The organism is Reyranella sp. (genome assembly GCF_052439685.1).
Lineage (GTDB): Bacteria > Pseudomonadota > Alphaproteobacteria > Reyranellales > Reyranellaceae > Reyranella.
In genome coordinates this window covers 343,078-359,588 of sequence record NZ_JBQVQG010000002.1, presented here as the reverse complement: position 1 = coordinate 359,588, position 16,511 = coordinate 343,078, and the positions used below count along the sequence as shown (strand labels likewise).

The window sequence follows — 16,511 nt, the reverse complement described above, 5'->3', positions numbered from 1 at the left end:
GAGCTTGGCCGATGAGTGGATTGTGGATTCAGCCGACCGGTGCGGCGCTTGCCGCCGACGTCCACGGCGTCGACCTCTCCCAGCCCGTCAGCGACGAGGTGTTTGCGCGAATCGCGGAGGCCTGGGGAGAGCATCTGGTGCTACGCTTCTCGGGCCAGAAGCTCGACGATCGCATGCTGATGCAGTTCAGCGCCCGGTTCGGTGAGCTCGACCGCGTGCCGATCTCTGCCGCCAGTCTCGACCGCGCCGATTCAGACGTGATCGACGAGGCCCGCGAATGGGTGGCGGTGATCGCCAGCGTCAAGAAGGACGGCAAGGCAGTCGGCAGCCTCGGCAACTACGAACTCGTCTGGCACACCGACATGTCCTACAACGAGCTGCCACCGCGGGCGTCGCTGCTCTATTCGCTGGAAGTGCCCGCCGACGGCGGAAATACCGGCTTCCTGAACATGTATGCCGCCTATGAAACCCTGACGCCCGAGCTGAAGCGCGCGATCGAAGGCAAGGTCTGCATCCACGATTCCAGCCGCAATTCGGCCGGTGAATTGCGCAAGGGATTCCAGCGCACCGTCGACGTGCGCCAGACGCCGGGGGCCGTGCACCCCCTCGTCCGCCTGCATCCCGTCACCGGCCGCAAGGCCCTGTTCCTCGGCCGCCGGCCAGGCGCCTACATCCATGGGCTCGAGGTCGAGGAGAGCGAAGCCTTGCTCGACGCCATCTGGGCGCATGCCACGCAGGAGAAGTTCGCCTGGTATCAGAAGTGGCGCGCGGGCGACCTGGTGATGTGGGACAATCGCTGCGTCATGCACCGTCGAGACGCCTTCGACGAGAGCCTGCGCCGGCTGATGCACCGGACCCAGATCGTGGGCGAGTCCGTGCTGGCGGGCTGACCGCAATGAAGCCCCTGCTCCTCGCGGCCGGTTTGCTGCTGCTTCCCATCGCTGCGCTCGCGGCTCCGGATGCCGCGCAGACGGTGGCGGTCTGCGGCCCACGCACCAGCTGCAAGGTCGCCAAGACATATGATGCCGGCAGGTCGTCCACCGGCGCGTCGCTCTCGGTCGTGGAGATTCATCTCGGCCTCGCCGACAAGCCCAAAGACCAGGACGAAGGCTGTATCAACGGCAACGCGCGCGACGGCGGTGTCGAATACTGGCTGCTGGACGGCACGGCGGCGCCCCGACAGGTCCTGCAGCTCTGCAACGATGGTTATGGAATGGCCGGGGTCGGCGAGGACGATGTCGAGGTCGGGCCCAATCGCCTCGTCCATCACCAGTATGGCGGCTCGTCGTGGCGCTGGTCGATGGAGGTCACCTATTCGCTGGCGCCCTTCGGCGCCCTGACCGAGCGCGATTGCAGCTATCACAATGTCTCGGAGCAGAGCGGCACGTTGACCGACATCGACTACCGGACGCGGCTCGTGCGGGCGCTGGCCAAGGATAGCACCCAACGCGATCTCGGTGTCGGTTGTCCGTCCTGGCCCAAGCCGCCGCAAGCCTTCGCCGCGCGCATCGATGCGGAGACGGTCGGCGCCTATCCGGTGGTGGCGCCCGGTCTGCCCGGCAAGGCCGCGATCGCGGCCGGCACCGCGCTCGGCAACTGCGTGCCGGGCATGACGACGGCCGGCGACAATGGGTTCCTCGTCTGGGGCAAGCCCGCGCCGGCCGATCAGGCAGCCGAGATCAGGACGGTCGGTGTCGGCAGCAACACGCTGATCGTACAGGTCTTCGATCCCGTCCCCGCCACCGCGCCGTCGGGCGGGTCATGGATCCACCAGCCGCATCTGGAAATCTGGGTCGGCCAGAACGGCGAGGAGATCAATACGATGCTGCCGCTCAGCCAGATGACGCAGACCGGCATCACGCTGGACGGCGCCGTCCATCGCGGCATCGGCAAGCCGAGCCCGCCGCCCAGGGTCGAGCGTTGGACCGCCCGCGACGAGCGCGGCCGCCCTGTCACCGTGCTACGCCTCGCCTGGCCGGACGAATTCGCTCTGATCAATGGTGTCACGGTCGTCTATTCGCAGGCCGAGGCGGGCAAGCAGGCCCGCCTTGTCGCGACCGCCGGCTTCGCCAGCAACCGGCCGATCTATGTGCCGGACGTGCTGACTCTCGCCGGCCGGCCCTCGACGTCGGACCGCGGCCTCTGCCGAATTGAAGACGGCCGGCTGGTCGCGATGGAATAGAGCGTCACGGTTTTGCGCCGCCCGGCATCTTCAGTGCGCCGACACGCCGTGCGGGCATCGGGTCTTCGAAGGCGCGCGGGTATTTGTGCGGCTGCGCCGAAATCCCGTTCAACTTCGCCAACGCCTCGGCCGGAAGACGCCAGCCGCCCGCCTTCAGTGTCTCGCCCAGTTGCTCCACGTTGCGGGCGCCGACGATGGCGCTGGTCATGAAGGGCTGATCCATGACCCAGCGCAGCGCCACCTCGGCCGGCGGCCTGCCGAGTTCCTTCGCCGTCTCCTGCAGGGTCTGGAGGATCTCGCCGTGGTTGGGCGCAAAGAACTTGCTCTGGAAGCCCCAGCCTTCGGCCGACCGGCTGCCCTGCACCTTGAGATTGCCCGGCGTGTACTTGCCGGCCAGGTAGCCGCTGCCGAGCGGTGACCAGGCCACGCAGCCCAGTCCCTTGAGCTGCAGCGCCGGCACGATTTCCTCGTCGATGTCGCGCACCACGAGGCTGTATTGCGGCTGGTAGGCCGCGAAGCGCTCCCAGCCCCTGGTGTCGCTGATCCACAGCGCTTCCATCAGGCGCCAGGCCTCGAAGTTGGAGCAGGCCGTGTAGAGGATCTTGCCGTCGCGCACGAGATCGTCGAGGGCGCGCAGCATCTCCTCGAGCGGCGTCTGATGGTCGACGTGATGGATGTAGTAGACGTCGATGTAGTCGGTCTGCAGGCGCTTCAGCGAGCCCTCGATCTGCTGCTTGATGTGCAGCCGCGACATGCCCGAATCGTTGGGTCGGCCGCCCATCGGATTGAAGAACTTGGAGGCGATGATGGCGTCCGCGCGCCGATCCTTCAGCGCCACGCCCAGCATCGTCTCCGACGTGCCGGCGACATAGGAATTGGCCGTGTCGAAAAAGGTGACGCCCGCATCCAGCGCAGCGTTCACCATCGCGGTGGCGCCCTCCTGGTCAGCGCCGTTGCCGAAGGTCATCGTGCCCAGGCAGATCTCCGAGACTTTCAAACCGGTACGGCCGAGATTGCGGTAGTCCATGGGCTTCCTCCGTCATCCGACACCCAGACTACGCCGCCCCGCGGTGACGAAGGAATGGCCGTGCCTGAAAAAGCGTATTGACCCGGCCCCAGGGACCGCCCTCATAGGGCTTGCGATCAACATGCAACGAGGTCGATCGTGAGCCAGTTCCTGAACGCATCCGACGCCGCCCGGCGTCTCGGCATTTCCACCAAGGCGCTACGCCTCTACGAGCAGCGTGGCCTGCTCGCCCCCCTGCGCTCCGATGCGGGCTGGCGGGCCTACGGGCCGCAGGACCTGGAGCGCGCCTCTGAGATCGTGGCCTTGCGGTCTCTGGGCTTCAGCCTGGCGCAGGTGGCGCGGATCCTGAAGGGTGATGCAAGCGGCCTGGAGCCAGCGCTGGCCACCCATCAGGCGTCTCTCGAGGCGCGCCTGCGGGAGTTGCTCGCGGCCATCGATGGCGTGCGGTCGCTGCGCGGCGACCTCGCACGCGGCGGGGCGCCGAGCGCGTCCGACCTCGCTCGCACACTGGTCCCGACGCCCGGGCTCCAAATCACGTTCGACCTTCCGTGGCCGTGGGGCGGCGAGCCCTTCGATCTGCGCGACATCCGCCCCCTCACCTACATCACCGGCCCTTTGGGCAGCGGCAAGACGCGGCTGGCGATGCGGATTGCCGATGAACTAGACGGCACCTTCCTCGGTCTCGACCGAACCGCTGATCCCTCGCTGCAGCTGACGATCGAACCGACGGTCGGCGTGCTCGTGCAGGACGGCGCGACGGATTCGCCGGCTCTCAGGGCTCTTCTCACGGGCCTCGAAGCGCCCACGCCCGTCATCGTCGACCTCGTCGAACAAGGCCTCGACAAGCCGACGCAGGAAGCAGTGATCGCCTATCTGCGCCGCCGCGGTCCCGACGCGCCGCCGCTGTTCGTGATGACGCGCTCCTCGTCGATCCTCGATCTCGATGCGCTCGGCCCTGATGAGACGGTGCTCTTCTGTCCGGCCAATCACGCGCCGCCGTTCCGCGTCGCGCCCTATCCTGGCGCGCCGGGTTACGAGGCGCTGGCTTCCTGCCTCGCCACGCCGGAAGTGCGGGCGCGTAGCGAAGGCGTCATCGCCGTGCGGCGATGACCGGCTTCAGCCTCGAATACATGGCGTAATGCCAGTAAGGGCCGCCGTGATCGTCGAGGCCCATGATGTTGTCCTGCATGACATAGGTGAAGTTCTGCGGGGTCGCGGCAACGATCTCGACATTGCCGGGCAGGTTCTGCAGCACCGGATCGTTCTTCGCGCCGAACATGTGCAGGAGCAGAATCTTCTCTGGAGTGGTCGCCGCAATGGCCCGCAGAAGTTCGCTCGATACGCGGTCCACATAGTCCGGCGCAGGCTCCGGGCTCGCGCAATAGGCCGGATCGAACTTGCAATGCATCGGGATCGTATCGAGTGCCAGGCGATTGCTCGTGTCGAGCCGGGCGCGGATCACCCTGTCCTTCGGCTCGAGTTCGACCTCGGGGAAAGTCGCGGCCATCCAGTCGCGAATGCTGCGCAGCCGCGCGGGCGCGGCGACATGGCGTTCCTTGTAGTACTGGGCATAACCCAGAACGACGACGTCGCCGGGGCGGATCTGGTCCTTGATCCGCTGCATCGTGACCAGCGCGTTGGCCCAGGAGTAGCCGGCCAGCGCATGCAAGTGGATGACGGTGCCGGGAAATTCCGTCTGCAGCAGGAAGGCGAAGGTCTGCTGATCGTTGACGCCGTCGCCGAAAACATAGGAATCGCCCAGCACGAAGATCCTGCGTGCGGCACCGGCGGGCGCCTTGCCGGTGAGCCTCGTCCCGTCCGGATTGATCGTCACAACGGCGTCGAGATGCTCGACCTTTCCCTGCCGCATGCCGCTGTAGCGAAAGATGTATCGCCCCGGATTGGCGCGATATCCCTGCTCGGCATCCTCGGCGAAGAACCCCGCCGGCAGCCGTGTCATGCGCCGGTAGGTCGCCGGGTCAGGAAACGCCCCGGGCAGTAGCCAGCTCAACCCTGTCCGCAGAGCCAGCAGGATCGCGGGCTCCGACGGTGGCCCCGGCAGGGCGGCGATCCTGTCCTTGTTGACGGCGTAGAGGAAGGCCGAGGCGCCGATCTCCAGCGCGACCACGACGATGGCCGCCAGGATCGCGTAGAAGATCGCCTTCTTCGGCCTGCTCACGCGATACCAGCCCCTAGAGGCCGAGCATCGCCTTGGCCAGCACGTTGCGCTGCACTTCCGACGAGCCGCCGTAGATCGTGGTCTTGCGGGTGTTGAAGTAGCGCGGCGAAACGTCGTCGACATACTCGCCGCCGACCGGCACGACGTTGCTGTCGTAGTTGCGCAGTTCGGTGAAGGGCGTGCCGTACCAGCCGACCGCCTCGACCGCGAGCTCGGTCACCTTCTGGCCGACCTCTGTGCCACGCATCTTCACGACCGAGCCCATGTTGCCCGGCGCGTCGCCGGTCTTGAGGCTCGAATAGAACATCAGCTCGTTCATCTCGATGGCGTCGATCTCCATCTCGACGGCGGCCATCTTCTCGCGCCACTGCGGATCGGCCGAGAGCGACTCGCCCTCCTTCATCTGCGTCCTCGAGAGCGTCTGGAGATGGCGGAACGCCTTGCGCAGACGCGGCCCGAAGGCCTGGCCGCCCCGCTCGAACTCGAGCAGGAACTTGGCGTAGGTCCAGCCCTTGTTCTCCTCGCCGACCAGGTTCTCGACCGGCACCTTCACGTCGGTGAAGAAGACCTGGTTGACCTCGTGGCGCATCGGCGTGCGCGTGCCGTCAACCAGATAGATCGGATCGAGCGTGATGCCCGGCGTCTTCATGTCGATCAGCAGAAAGGAAATGCCTTCCTGGCGCTTGCCCTCGTTGGAGGTGCGCACGAGGCAGAAGATCCAGTCGGCGAAATGCGCATTGGTCGTCCAGATCTTCTGACCGTTCACGACGTAATGGTCACCCTGGCGCTCGGCCTTGGTGCGCAATGAAGCGAGGTCGGAGCCCGAGCCCGGCTCGGAATAGCCCTGGCACCACAGTTCCTCGGCCGCGGCAATCTTCGGCAGGAAGCGCTTCTTCTGCGCGTCGCTGCCGAACTTCATCAGGACCGGCGCCACCATCTTGATGCTGAACGAGGAGAGATAGGGCGAATCGGCGCGCGCCATCTCCATCTCGAAGATGAACTTCTGCGTCGAGGTCCAGCCCGGCCCGCCATATTCCTTCGGCCAGTTGGGGCAGAGCCAGCCCCTGCCGGCCAGCTTCTTCTGCCACTGCAGCAGCCGCTCCTTGGAGACGTGGCTGCTGCGGCTGCGGCGGCTTTCCTCCGCCACTTCCGGCGGCATGTTGGCCGCAATCCACTCACGCACTTCCTGCTGGAAGGCCAGTTCCTGTTCGCTGAAGGCCAGGCGCATCACATACTCCCGTCGTCTCGACCGAAGCGCCGAAGGCGCGCAGCGGAGAGACCTCTTTTCATTTCGAAGGACAGCGCCGAGGGAGACGACCCCTCGGCTTCGCTTCGCTACGCTCGGGATGATCGGCCTAAAGGCCGAGCATCACCTTCGACATGATCCCGCGCTGCACTTCCGACGAGCCGCCGTAGATCGTCATCTTGCGGCCGTTGAAGTAACGCGGCGCCAGCACGTCGGCGCCCTCCGGGCCGATCGGCTCGACATTGGCGTTCCAGGCGCGTTGCTCGGGGAAGGGCTGGCTGTAGTAACCCGCCGCCTCGACGGCGTATTCCTGGACCTGCTGCATCACCTCGGTGCCGCGCAGCTTGATCATCGACGAGAGCGGGCCCGGATTCTGCCCGGCCGCCAGCTTGGAATAGAACTCCTGCTCGAACATCTCGAGACCGGAAATCTCGATGTCCATGCGCGCGAGCTTTTCGCGCCATGCCGCATCGGCCATGATCGAATCCTCGCCCTCCGGCATCGACTGCGCCAGACGCTTCAGCCGCTCGAATCCCGAGCGCAGCCGCGGGCTGTAGGGATTACCGCCGCGCTCGAACTCGAGCAGATACTTGGCGTAGGTCCAGCCCATGTTCTCTTCGCCGACCCGGTTCTCGACCGGCACCTTCACGTCGGTGAAGAACACCGAGTTCACTTCCTGCGTGCCGGCGCGGTTGCCGTCGGCGGTGATGATCGGCTCGACCGAGATGCCGGGCGTCTTCATGTCGATCAGCAGGAAGGAAATGCCTTCCTGGCGCTTGCCTTCGTTCGAGGTGCGCACCAGGCAGAAGATCCAGTCGGCGGTCTGCGCGAGCGTCGTCCAGGTCTTCTGGCCGTTGACGATGTAGAAGTCGCCTTCCCGCACGGCCTTGGTGCGCAGCGACGCGAGGTCGGAACCCGAGCCCGGCTCGGAATAGCCCTGGCACCAGATCAGGTCGGAGTTCAGCATCGGCGGCAGGTGGCGCGCCTTCTGCTCGGCCGAGCCGTACTTCATGATCACCGGTGCGCACATCTTGGGGCCGAACGGCGAGGTGCCGGGAGCGCCCGCCTTCGCCATCTCCATCTCGAAGATGTACTTCTGCGTCGTCGTGAAGCCCGGGCCGCCGAATTCCTTCGGCCAGCCGGTGCAGAGCCAGCCCTTCTTGGCCAGGCGCTTCTGCCAGTCGACCAGACGCTCCTTCGGCATATAGGCGTTCCGGCCCACCTTCATTTCACCCACGATCTCGGGCGTCAGGTTCTCCTTCAGCCAGTCGCGCACTTCCTGTTGGAAGGCGAGTTCTTCCTTGCCGAACGTCAGGTCCATTGGGGGCTCCTTTTAGGGTTCGGAAGGTACCGCGCCGGGTTCCGGCGCGTAAAGCGTGCGATACACTGTTCCGCAGCGCGTACAGTCCGCAGGAAGCCAATGTCCCCTCCCGTCCAGCCCGTCGTCAGCGACGAGAAACTCCCCTCCTCAGCCGAGATCGTGGTGATCGGCGCCGGCATCGCGGGCAGTACCGCCACCTATTGGCTGGCGAAACGCGGCCACCGGGTCGCGCTGCTCGACAAGGGCGTGATCGGCGGCGAGCAGACCAGCCGGAATTGGGGATGGTGCCGCCAGCAACATCGCGACCTGCGCGAGCTCCCGCTCGCCATGAAGAGCCTGGAGATCTGGGGCGACCTGTCGCGCGAGCTGGGCGCCGAGACCGGCTTTCGCCGCACCGGCCTCACCTATGTCACGGATCGCCCGGATGACTTCGCCCAGTGGGAGGCGTGGACCCTCAAGGCCCGCGAGTACCAGATGCACAGCCGGGTACTGAGCGCAGCCGAGGCAAAGGAACTCACGCCCGGCAGCACCGGACCGTGGATCGGCGGCGTGCATTCGCCGAGCGACGGCCGCGCCGAGCCTTCCCTGGCCGGTCCTGCCCTCGCCGAGGGCGCGCGCAAGCATGGCGCCACGCTCCACCAGCACTGCGCCGCGCGCGGCCTCGACATCGAAGGTGGCAAGGTCGCGGGGGTCATCACGGAACACGGGATCATCCGCACCCGCACCGTCCTGCTGGCGGGCGGTGCCTGGAGCTCCCTCTTCTGCCGCCGCCACGACCTGCGGCTCGCCCAGGCCAGTGTACGCTCGACCTCCTTCGCCACGGTGGCGGCACCGGAGGTCACCGATGGCGGCCTGTCGATGCCCGACGTCACGATCCGCCGCCGGCTCGATGGCGGCTACACCGTCGGACTGGGTGGACGTGGCCTCGTCGAGCTGTCGCCGCAGGGCCTGCTCTACGCCCGCCAGTTCTGGCCGACCTTCAGGAAGCGCCGCACCGGGCTCACCTTCGGCATCGGCCGTTCCTTTCTCGAAGGGCCCGAGTCCTTCGCCAACTGGTCGTTCGATCTGGAATCGCCCTTCGAACGGCAGCGCACGCTCGACCCCGCTGCCGATCCGGTACTGGTCGAGCGCGGCCTGACACGCCTCGGCGATCATTATCCGGCGCTCAAGGGACTGAAGGTAGCGCACGCCTGGGGCGGCCTGATCGACTCGACGCCCGACGGCATCCCGGTCATCTCCGCCGTCGATCCCCTGCCCGGCCTCTTCCTCTCGACCGGCTATACCGGCCACGGGTTCGGCATCGGCCCCGGCGCCGGCCGCCTCGCGGCCGACCTCATCGCCGGCGACCCGCCGATCGTCGATCCGACGCCGTTCCGCTACAGCCGCATGATCGACGGCACGGATCTGGGCGCGCCCGGGATGATGTAGCCCAACCTTGTCATTGCGGGCGGGGTAACCCCGCCCTGGAGCGAAGCGAAGGATCTCGCGCCCGCTACGGAGTCCGCTGGCCGCTAAGCAAGGTCTTCGCTGCGTTCAGGACGACAGGAAGCGATAGTACGTCGTCCCTGTCGGCCTATATCTGGGCTGAGCCGGCCGACGCGGCACCGCGCCTCATGCGCCGAGGAACTTCGTCACGAGGGCGACGGTCGCGTCGGGATTTTCTTCCATGATCCAGTGGGCGGCGTTCGGCACGATGCCTTCGGTAACGTCGCTGGCGACGAAGCGCATCACGGCAGCCATCGTCGGTCCGAACGACTTCTCGCCGCCGAGCGCGAGCACCGGCATGGCCAGCTTGGTCTCGGCGAAGCGCTTGTTGTCGATCTCGTCCTGCGCAAAGGCCGCGAACTGCGCGAAGCCCGCCCGCATGCCGCCGGGCTGGGCGTAGCGCGCGGCATAGAACGCGCGCGCCGCCTCGCCAAACTTCGCCGGATCGGCGGAGAATTCGTTCCAGAACCGGTCGAGGTAGATGCGCTCACGTCCCTCGACCAAGCGCTCGGCATCGGGGCCACGGAAATTGAAGTGCCAGAGCATCGGGCTGCGCAGGATCTGCTCCCACGGACCGATGCCAGGCAAAGGCGCGTCGATGACCACGAGCCTGCCGACGTCGTTGCGATACTGAGCAGCATAGGCGTAGGCGACCATGTTCCCGATATCGTGCGCGACGATCTCGGTACGCCCCGCCCTCAGCGTCTGCAGGACCGTTCGGATGTCCTGCGCCTGCGTTGCCTTATCGTAGCCGGAGTCGGGCTTGGACGAGAGGCCAAGCCCGCGCAGGTCGGGCGCGATCACCGTGCGCGTCGACACGAGCGCGGCCGCCATCGGCCCCCACATCTCGCTGGTCTCGCCGTACCCGTGGAGCAGCAGGACCGCCGGTCCCTGACCGCCCACCCAGACGTGGATATCAGCACCCTTCGTGGCAATCTGCTGCGCACGAAACCCGGCCGGCAGGGCCGGAACGCTTGATTCGGTCATGCGACCGATGTGCGCCCCGGCTCTGCCGATGTCGAGATAAAAGACTTCAGGCGATCTTCTTGCCCAGATGCGGGAACATCGCGAGCTTCGCTGCCTCGTCCATATCGGCCTTGAAGCTGTGCTTGTCCTTGAGCGCCAGCGCGCGGACCGCAGCCGGCCGCGCGTTGATCTCTGCGAGGTGACGCTGAATGTTGGGGAACTGCTTGGGCGCCTCGGCCCCCAGCACGAACGGAATCAGGCGCGACCAGCCCCACACCGCCATGTCGACGATGCTGAAACCGTCGCCGCACATGTACGGCTGCTTGCCGAGCCGCTCTTCCAGGATGCCCCAGTGGCGCTGCGCCTCGAACGTATAGCGGTTGACGGCGTATTCCTTGGGCTCGGGCGCGAAGTTGCGGAAATGCACCGCCTGCCCGGAGTAAGGACCGATGCCCGAGGCCACGAACATCAGCCAGGACAGCATTTCACCCCGCCCCTTCGAGCCCGGGGCCAGCGTGAACTTGCCTGTCTTTTCGGCGAGATAGAGCAGGATCGCGTTGCTGTCGAACACCGTCTCGCCGTCGTCGACGATGGCCGGAACCTTGGCGTTGGGATTGATCGCGAGGTATTCCGGCGCATGCTGCTCGCCCTTGCGGGTGTCGACAGGCACCAGTTCGTAGGGCAGGCCCATCTCTTCGAGGCAGAGCGCTACCTTCATCGGGTTGGGCGCCATGTTGTAATAGAACTTGATCATCGCATTCTCCGTTACTCGTTACGCTTTAGTATGGATCGCTATTCCGGCTTGGCGCCGGACTGCTTGATGATGGGATCCCAGAAAGCCATCTGGTCATCATAGAACTTCTTGGCCTGCTCAGGTGTCGAATCGACCAGTTCGATGGCGAGTTCGTCCGCCTTCTTGACCATGTCGGGCTGCTTCAGCGCCTGGTTGAAGGCGGCGTTCAGCCTGTCGATGATCGGGCGCGGCGTTTTGGCGGGCGCATAGACCGCGTACCAGGTGTTGATGGCGTAGTCGAAGCCCGCGGACTCCTTGATCGTCGGCGCGTCGGGAAGCTGCTTCAGGCGCTTCTCGGAGGCGACGCCCAGCACGCGCACCTTGCCGCCGTCGATGAAGCCCTTGCTCGACTGCAGCGTGTCGATCTGGAAACCGTGCCGGCCGGCGATCATGTCGACCATGCCCGGCGCGGAGCCGCGATAAGGCACATGCAGCGCATCGCCGCCGGCACGGGTCGCGAACAGATAACTCGCGAGATGGATCATCCCGCCATTGCCCGAGGACGCATACGAATACTTGCCCGGATCCTTGCGCAGCATGCTCACGAGTTCGGGCATCGTCTTGGCGCCATCCATGGGCGCCAGGAGAATCAGCGGCACGCTGGCCACATAGGCGATGGCGGCCAATCCGTTCACCGGATCGTAGCCCAGCTGCTTGCCGTAGAGCGCCGGCGCCATGGCCATGGTCGAGGCACTGAACAGGATCGTGTAGCCGTCGGGTTTGGCATCGGCGACCATCGCGGTGCCGATATTGCCGGTGGCGCCGGGCTTGTTCTCGACCACCACCTGCTGGCCCAGGATGGCCGAGACCCGCGGTGCCAGCAGTCGACCGACCACGTCGGTCGGTCCGCCGGCGGCGAAAGCGATGATCATGCGGATCGGCTTGTCGGGATAGGTCTGCGCGGCAGCCGGCGTGGCAAGAACCGCCGCTGCGAGTGCGGCGAGCGCGCTCCGTCGTGTGAACTTCATGGCTTCCCCCTATTCCACCTTGGCGCCCGACGCCTTCACGATCGGCGCCCACATGGCCATCTGCTCCTCATAGAATTTCCTGGATGAGGCCGGCGTCGATTCGACGAGATCGATGCCGATGGCCTTGGCCCGCTCCATCACCTCGGGCGTTCGCACCGCCTGGTTGATCGCGGCATTCAGGCGGTCGACGATCGGCCTCGGTGTGCCGGCCGGCGCGAAGATCAGGTTCCAGGTGACGACCTCAATCGCGATGCCGGTCTTCTCCTGGACCGTCGGCACGTCGGGCATGGAAGCCGCCCGCTTGGTGTCGCAGACCGCCAGGATCCTGAGGCGGCCGGCGTCGACGAAGCCCTTGCTGCTGCCCAGGGTATCGATCTGGAACGCATGCCTTCCGGCCAAGGTGTCCTGCATGGCCGGCGCTGAGCCCTTGTAGGGCACGTGCAGCGCATCCCCGCCGGCGCGCTGGGCGAGCAGAAGGCTGCCCATATGGATCAGGCTGCCATTTCCCGGCGACGGATAGGAAAGCTTGCCCGGCTCCTTGCGCAGCGCCGCGACAAGCTCCTCGATCGAGCCGATGCCGCCGGCCGGCGCCACGACGATCATCGGGACCGTCGTGAAGTGAGCCACCGCCTCCAGGCCCTTGATCGGGTCATAGGGCAGCTTGTCGTAGAGCGCCGGCACGATGCCCATGATCGATGTGCCCACCAGCAGCGTGTAGCCGTCGGGCTTGGCATCCGCCACGATCTGCGAGGCGAGGTTGCCCGCCACGCCGGGCTTGTTGTCGACCATCACCTGCTGGCCGAGGATTTCGCCCAGGCGCTGCGCCAGCAGCCGGCCGGCGATGTCGGTCGGGCCGCCTGGCGTGAAACCGATGACGAGCCGGATCGGCCGGTCCGGATAGGTCCCTTGCGCCCTCGCTCCGGCCGTCGAGGCCGCGAGTGCCATGCCCGCCGCCACGACGTGGCGCCGTCCGATGCCCTTCATTGTTTCCTCCGCTTTTGACGAGGAGTTTAGGACGCTACAGGCGGCATGCAATGGAGGCCGGTCGCGTGGCGAACCACGCAACCCGCGCACGCCCATGCTCTCTTCATGTAAAGATGCGCGCGCCGTCCATCTTGGCGGCGGAAGCAAGGGTGGTCCGTGTCGGAACAACATAAAACGGCAGTCGACGATGCCTCGTTGTCGGGGTTGCAGGAAGCCCTTGCGCAGGGTCACGTCACATCGAGCGACCTGACGCGGTCCTACCTTGCTCGCATCGAGGCGTACGATCGCCAGGGGCCGCGGCTGAACTCGGTTCGCGTGACCAATCCCGATGCGCTGGCCATCGCCAAGGCCCTCGAGGCAGAGAAGCCCTCGGCCAGCCGCCCGCTCGCGGGCCTGCCGATCCTGCTGAAGGACAATATCGCGACGGGTGACCGCCAGCCCACGACCGCGGGCTCGCTGGCGCTGGCGGGCGCCCATGCAAGGGACGATGCGTTCGTTGCACGGAAGCTGCGCGACGCGGGCGCGGTGATCCTCGGCAAGGTCAACCTCACCGAGTTCGCCAACGTCCTCGCGATCGGCATGCCGTCGGGCTACAGCTCGATCGCGGGCTATGTCCGGAACCCCTATTCGCCCTCGTTGATGGACGACCATGCGCCGGTCGTGCTGCCCGGCGGATCGAGCGCCGGTTCGGCCGTCGCCGTCGCCGCCGGCTTGTGTGCTGCGGCGATCGGCACCGAGACCTCGGGCTCGCTGCTCAGCCCCGCCACCCAGAACGGCCTCGTCACGGTGAAGCCGACGGTCGGGCTGATCAGCCGCAGCGGCATCATCCCGATCTCGCACAGCCAGGATACGGCCGGCCCCCTCACCCGCACGGTGCGCGATTCCGCGATCCTGCTGAACGTCCTGGCCGCGCGCGATCCCGACGATCCGGCGACGCACCTGCTACAGCGGCCGGACGACTACACCGGGGGGCTCGACACGGACGGCCTCAGGGGCGCGCGCATCGGCGTGCCGAGCGATCCCGAGGATCCGCTCAACGATCCCTTCTTCGGGCCGCTCACGCGCCGCGCGAAGCAGGTGATGGCGCAGGCAATCTCGGTGCTGGAAGACCTCGGTGCCACGGTCGTGCGCGCCGCCCTTCCGCCGATCGCCTGGATCGGCGGACCGGGCACCACCATGGCGGTGCTCAACCGCAATCCGTTCAGCCCGCTGAAGGGCACGGCCGGCAGCGCGTCCCTCGTCTTCCTCTACGAACTGAAGCGCGACCTCAATCTCTACCTGCGCGACTGGGCGACCCGCACCGACATGAAGACGATGGCCGACATCGTCGCCTTCAACACGGCCAATGCCGACAAGGCGCTGCGCTACGGGCAGGACCTGTTCCTGGCCGCCGAGGCGACCAGGGGCGATCTCTCGGAGCCGGAATACAAGTCCGCGCGCGCCATGGACCTGGCGGCCGCCGAGCGCGGCATCGACGCCTATATGAGCCGGCACCGGCTCGATGCGGTGGTGTTTCCCGGCACGAGCGGCGCTGCGGTCGCCGCCAAGCCGGGCTATCCCAGCGTGCAGGTGCCGGCCGGCTTCGTCTCGGGTGTCGGCGCAACCGAAACGCCCGACTATCCGCTCGGCCTCACCTTCACCGGCCGCGCCTGGAGCGAAGCCACGCTCCTGCGCTTCGCCTACGCGTTCGAGCAGGCGACCAAAGCCCGCCGCCCGCCCCCGGACCTGCCCGCGCTGTAGCTAAACCGCGATCACCACGCCGTCGTGGCCCGGGTCGGCGCCGCCATCGAGGCCGTCCTCGTGGATGCGGATACCGTGGACGGCGGCGAAGCCGAAGCCGTAGGGGCTGCGGACGACCGGATAGCCCAGCGCCTGCAGCTCGCGCTCGACCCGGCCCTGGATGCGGTTCGAGATGTCGATCGCATCCGAAGTCGCCGAGAAGCGCGGCGCGCTGACCGCCTCGACCATGGTCATGTCGAAGTCGAGCGCGTTCAGGATGACGTGCAGCACGCCCATGGCGATCTGGGTGGCGCCCGGCGCACCGATGATCAGGTGCGGCTTGCCGTCCTTGAAGATGATCGACGGCACGACCGAGCTGAAGCGCGCCTTGCCCGGCGCGATCGAGCCGGCGCGGCCGGGCCGCGGATCGAACACGCCCATGCAGCCATTGTACATGAAGCCCAGCCCCGGCGTGATCACGCCCGAAGGCATGCCCAGCGAATGGGTCATGGTGAAACAGTTGCCGTCCCTGTCGAGCACCGAAATATGCGTCGTGTCCTTCGACACCGCGCCCGAATTGAAGCGCGTCACGCTCGCCTTCTCGCCGTGCGCGATCTCGGCCGCCATCGTCTTGGCATAGGCCTTGGAGGTCAGCTCGCCGACCGGCACGGTGACGAACCTCGGATCGCCGACCTTGGCATCCTTGTCGATCGTCGCCCGCTTCATCGCCTCGGCGACGATGCGCAGATGCTCTGCCCCACCGTGCTCCAGCGCGCCGATGTCGAAGTTCTCCAGGATGTTCAGCATTTCGATCAGCATCACGCCGCCGCCCGGCGGCTGGTTGGTCGAGACCTTGTAGCCCCGATAGTCACCCCATAGCGGCTCGTTGCGGACGGTCTTCCAGGCCTTGAGATCCTCGATCGACAGAAGCGCGTCGTTCTTCTTCATGTCGTCGGCGATCGCGTGGGCGATCTCGCCCGAATAGAAGACATCGGCGCCGCCCTTGGCGATGGCGCGCAGCGTCTGGCCGTAGTCGCGGTTCACCACCCGGTCGCCCACCCGCTTCGGCACACCATCAGGGCGGCAGTAGAGTTCGCGCGCGGCCGGCGTGAAGCCGGTGCGCTCGAAGTTCGGCGCGCGGCCGAAGGCGCCGCCGTCGGCCCACCAGAAATGAACGTGCGGCCGCACGGTCCAGCCGCTCTCGGCCCAGTGGATCGCCGGCTCGACGATGCGCGACCAGGGCAGGCGGCCATGCTCCCGGTGGGCGTCGTAATACATCTTGAGATTGGCCGGCGCGCAGATCGACTTGTAGCCGATGTCGTTCACCCGGCCCTTCAGGATGAAGCCGTAGCCGTCGCGCGCCTCGCTCTCGATCAGGTTGGCCCACATGTCGGGCCGCGCGGCCAGCGGCGCCGGCGCATGGGCGTCGATATAGCCGTGGAACTTCTTGCCCGGCATGTAGATACCGCAGGAGCCGAAGCCGGCGATGCCGCACATCTGCGGATCGACCACGCCCTGGACCAGCGCACAGGCGATGCCGGCATCGACCGCATTGCCGCCCTCGCGCAGCACGTCGGCACCGGCCTCCGTGGGCTCGGGCTGCGGGGCCACGATCATCGCCTGTTTATTATATCGCACGTC

At 66.7% G+C, this 16,511-nt stretch carries 14 protein-coding genes; 5 read left to right on the top strand and 9 right to left on the bottom strand.

Annotation, left to right across the window (positions count from 1 at the left end; genetic code table 11):
- The first annotated feature begins 11 nt into the window (after positions 1 to 11).
- Together ACT6UX_RS04800 and ACT6UX_RS04795 are read left to right on the top strand one after the other, a co-directional pair.
- Positions 12 to 890 (top strand): TauD/TfdA dioxygenase family protein, encoded by an 879-nt coding sequence (locus tag ACT6UX_RS04800; protein WP_444773994.1) that lies wholly within the window; start codon positions 12 to 14, stop codon positions 888 to 890.
- A 5-nt stretch (positions 891 to 895) separates the two neighbouring features.
- Positions 896 to 2,182, top strand: a complete 1,287-nt coding sequence (locus tag ACT6UX_RS04795) for a hypothetical protein (protein WP_444773993.1) — start codon at positions 896 to 898, stop codon at positions 2,180 to 2,182.
- A gap of 4 nt (positions 2,183 to 2,186) precedes the next feature.
- On the opposite strand, the gene ACT6UX_RS04790 is transcribed toward ACT6UX_RS04795, so the two are convergent.
- On the bottom strand, positions 2,187 to 3,209 hold the full coding sequence (locus tag ACT6UX_RS04790) for an aldo/keto reductase (protein ID WP_444773992.1): 1,023 nt from the start codon (positions 3,207 to 3,209) through the stop codon (positions 2,187 to 2,189).
- A gap of 138 nt (positions 3,210 to 3,347) precedes the next feature.
- On the opposite strand from ACT6UX_RS04790, the gene ACT6UX_RS04785 reads away from it, so the two are divergent.
- Positions 3,348 to 4,319, top strand: coding sequence for a MerR family transcriptional regulator (locus tag ACT6UX_RS04785; protein ID WP_444773991.1), 972 nt, complete (start codon positions 3,348 to 3,350; stop codon positions 4,317 to 4,319).
- On the opposite strand, the gene ACT6UX_RS04780 is transcribed toward ACT6UX_RS04785, so the two are convergent.
- From ACT6UX_RS04780 to ACT6UX_RS04770, 3 genes are all read right to left on the bottom strand, one after another.
- Positions 4,300 to 5,388, bottom strand: coding sequence for a hypothetical protein (locus tag ACT6UX_RS04780; protein WP_444773990.1), 1,089 nt, complete (start codon positions 5,386 to 5,388; stop codon positions 4,300 to 4,302). The genes ACT6UX_RS04785 and ACT6UX_RS04780 overlap by 20 nt on opposite strands.
- Before the next feature lie 13 nt (positions 5,389 to 5,401).
- Complete coding sequence (locus ACT6UX_RS04775; protein WP_444773989.1) at positions 5,402 to 6,616, bottom strand: acyl-CoA dehydrogenase family protein; 1,215 nt, start codon at positions 6,614 to 6,616, stop codon at positions 5,402 to 5,404.
- A gap of 127 nt (positions 6,617 to 6,743) precedes the next feature.
- A complete protein-coding gene (locus tag ACT6UX_RS04770; RefSeq protein WP_444773988.1) occupies positions 6,744 to 7,955 on the bottom strand; it encodes an acyl-CoA dehydrogenase family protein in 1,212 nt (403 codons plus the stop codon).
- Between the two features lie 99 nt (positions 7,956 to 8,054).
- Between ACT6UX_RS04770 and ACT6UX_RS04765 the strand changes: the two genes are divergently transcribed.
- Complete coding sequence (locus ACT6UX_RS04765; protein ID WP_444773987.1) at positions 8,055 to 9,383, top strand: NAD(P)/FAD-dependent oxidoreductase; 1,329 nt, start codon at positions 8,055 to 8,057, stop codon at positions 9,381 to 9,383.
- Between the two features lie 183 nt (positions 9,384 to 9,566).
- On the opposite strand, the gene ACT6UX_RS04760 is transcribed toward ACT6UX_RS04765, so the two are convergent.
- The 4 genes from ACT6UX_RS04760 to ACT6UX_RS04745 are packed head-to-tail and all read right to left on the bottom strand — an operon-like array spanning position 9,567 to position 13,151.
- The gene (locus ACT6UX_RS04760) at positions 9,567 to 10,427 is read right to left on the bottom strand and encodes an alpha/beta fold hydrolase (protein WP_444773986.1); all 861 of its coding nucleotides are present in this window, start codon (positions 10,425 to 10,427) and stop codon (positions 9,567 to 9,569) included.
- A gap of 46 nt (positions 10,428 to 10,473) precedes the next feature.
- Positions 10,474 to 11,160 carry a glutathione S-transferase family protein gene (locus ACT6UX_RS04755; protein WP_444773985.1) on the bottom strand — a complete coding sequence of 229 codons (687 nt, stop codon included), beginning with the start codon at positions 11,158 to 11,160 and terminating at the stop codon, positions 10,474 to 10,476.
- A gap of 38 nt (positions 11,161 to 11,198) precedes the next feature.
- Positions 11,199 to 12,167: a Bug family tripartite tricarboxylate transporter substrate binding protein gene (locus tag ACT6UX_RS04750; RefSeq protein ID WP_444773984.1), complete on the bottom strand. Its 969-nt coding sequence runs from the start codon at positions 12,165 to 12,167 to the stop codon at positions 11,199 to 11,201.
- A gap of 9 nt (positions 12,168 to 12,176) precedes the next feature.
- The gene (locus ACT6UX_RS04745; protein WP_444773983.1) at positions 12,177 to 13,151 is read right to left on the bottom strand and encodes a Bug family tripartite tricarboxylate transporter substrate binding protein; all 975 of its coding nucleotides are present in this window, start codon (positions 13,149 to 13,151) and stop codon (positions 12,177 to 12,179) included.
- 156 nt (positions 13,152 to 13,307) lie between these two features.
- Here ACT6UX_RS04745 and ACT6UX_RS04740 point away from each other — a divergent pair, with 156 nt between their 5' ends.
- Positions 13,308 to 14,891 carry an amidase family protein gene (locus ACT6UX_RS04740; RefSeq protein ID WP_444773982.1) on the top strand — a complete coding sequence of 528 codons (1,584 nt, stop codon included), beginning with the start codon at positions 13,308 to 13,310 and terminating at the stop codon, positions 14,889 to 14,891.
- Here ACT6UX_RS04740 and ACT6UX_RS04735 read toward each other — a convergent pair whose 3' ends face one another.
- Positions 14,892 to 16,487: a gamma-glutamyltransferase family protein gene (locus ACT6UX_RS04735; protein WP_444774134.1), complete on the bottom strand. Its 1,596-nt coding sequence runs from the start codon at positions 16,485 to 16,487 to the stop codon at positions 14,892 to 14,894. It lies immediately after the preceding gene.
- Positions 16,488 to 16,511 lie beyond the last annotated feature (24 nt).

Bases quoted from the DNA above. Each gene is read 5' to 3' on its own strand.
- ACT6UX_RS04800 (WP_444773994.1), top strand. From the start codon at position 12: ATGAGTGGATTGTGGATTCAGCCGACCGGTGCGGCGCTTGCCGCCGAC.
- ACT6UX_RS04795 (WP_444773993.1), top strand. From the start codon at position 896: ATGAAGCCCCTGCTCCTCGCGGCCGGTTTGCTGCTGCTTCCCATCGCT.
- ACT6UX_RS04790 (WP_444773992.1), bottom strand. From the start codon at position 3,209: ATGGACTACCGCAATCTCGGCCGTACCGGTTTGAAAGTCTCGGAGATC.
- ACT6UX_RS04775 (WP_444773989.1), bottom strand. From the start codon at position 6,616: ATGCGCCTGGCCTTCAGCGAACAGGAACTGGCCTTCCAGCAGGAAGTG.
- ACT6UX_RS04770 (WP_444773988.1), bottom strand. From the start codon at position 7,955: ATGGACCTGACGTTCGGCAAGGAAGAACTCGCCTTCCAACAGGAAGTG.
- ACT6UX_RS04765 (WP_444773987.1), top strand. From the start codon at position 8,055: ATGTCCCCTCCCGTCCAGCCCGTCGTCAGCGACGAGAAACTCCCCTCC.
- ACT6UX_RS04760 (WP_444773986.1), bottom strand. From the start codon at position 10,427: ATGACCGAATCAAGCGTTCCGGCCCTGCCGGCCGGGTTTCGTGCGCAG.
- ACT6UX_RS04755 (WP_444773985.1), bottom strand. From the start codon at position 11,160: ATGATCAAGTTCTATTACAACATGGCGCCCAACCCGATGAAGGTAGCG.
- ACT6UX_RS04750 (WP_444773984.1), bottom strand. From the start codon at position 12,167: ATGAAGTTCACACGACGGAGCGCGCTCGCCGCACTCGCAGCGGCGGTT.
- ACT6UX_RS04745 (WP_444773983.1), bottom strand. From the start codon at position 13,151: ATGAAGGGCATCGGACGGCGCCACGTCGTGGCGGCGGGCATGGCACTC.
- ACT6UX_RS04735 (WP_444774134.1), bottom strand. From the start codon at position 16,487: ATGATCGTGGCCCCGCAGCCCGAGCCCACGGAGGCCGGTGCCGACGTG.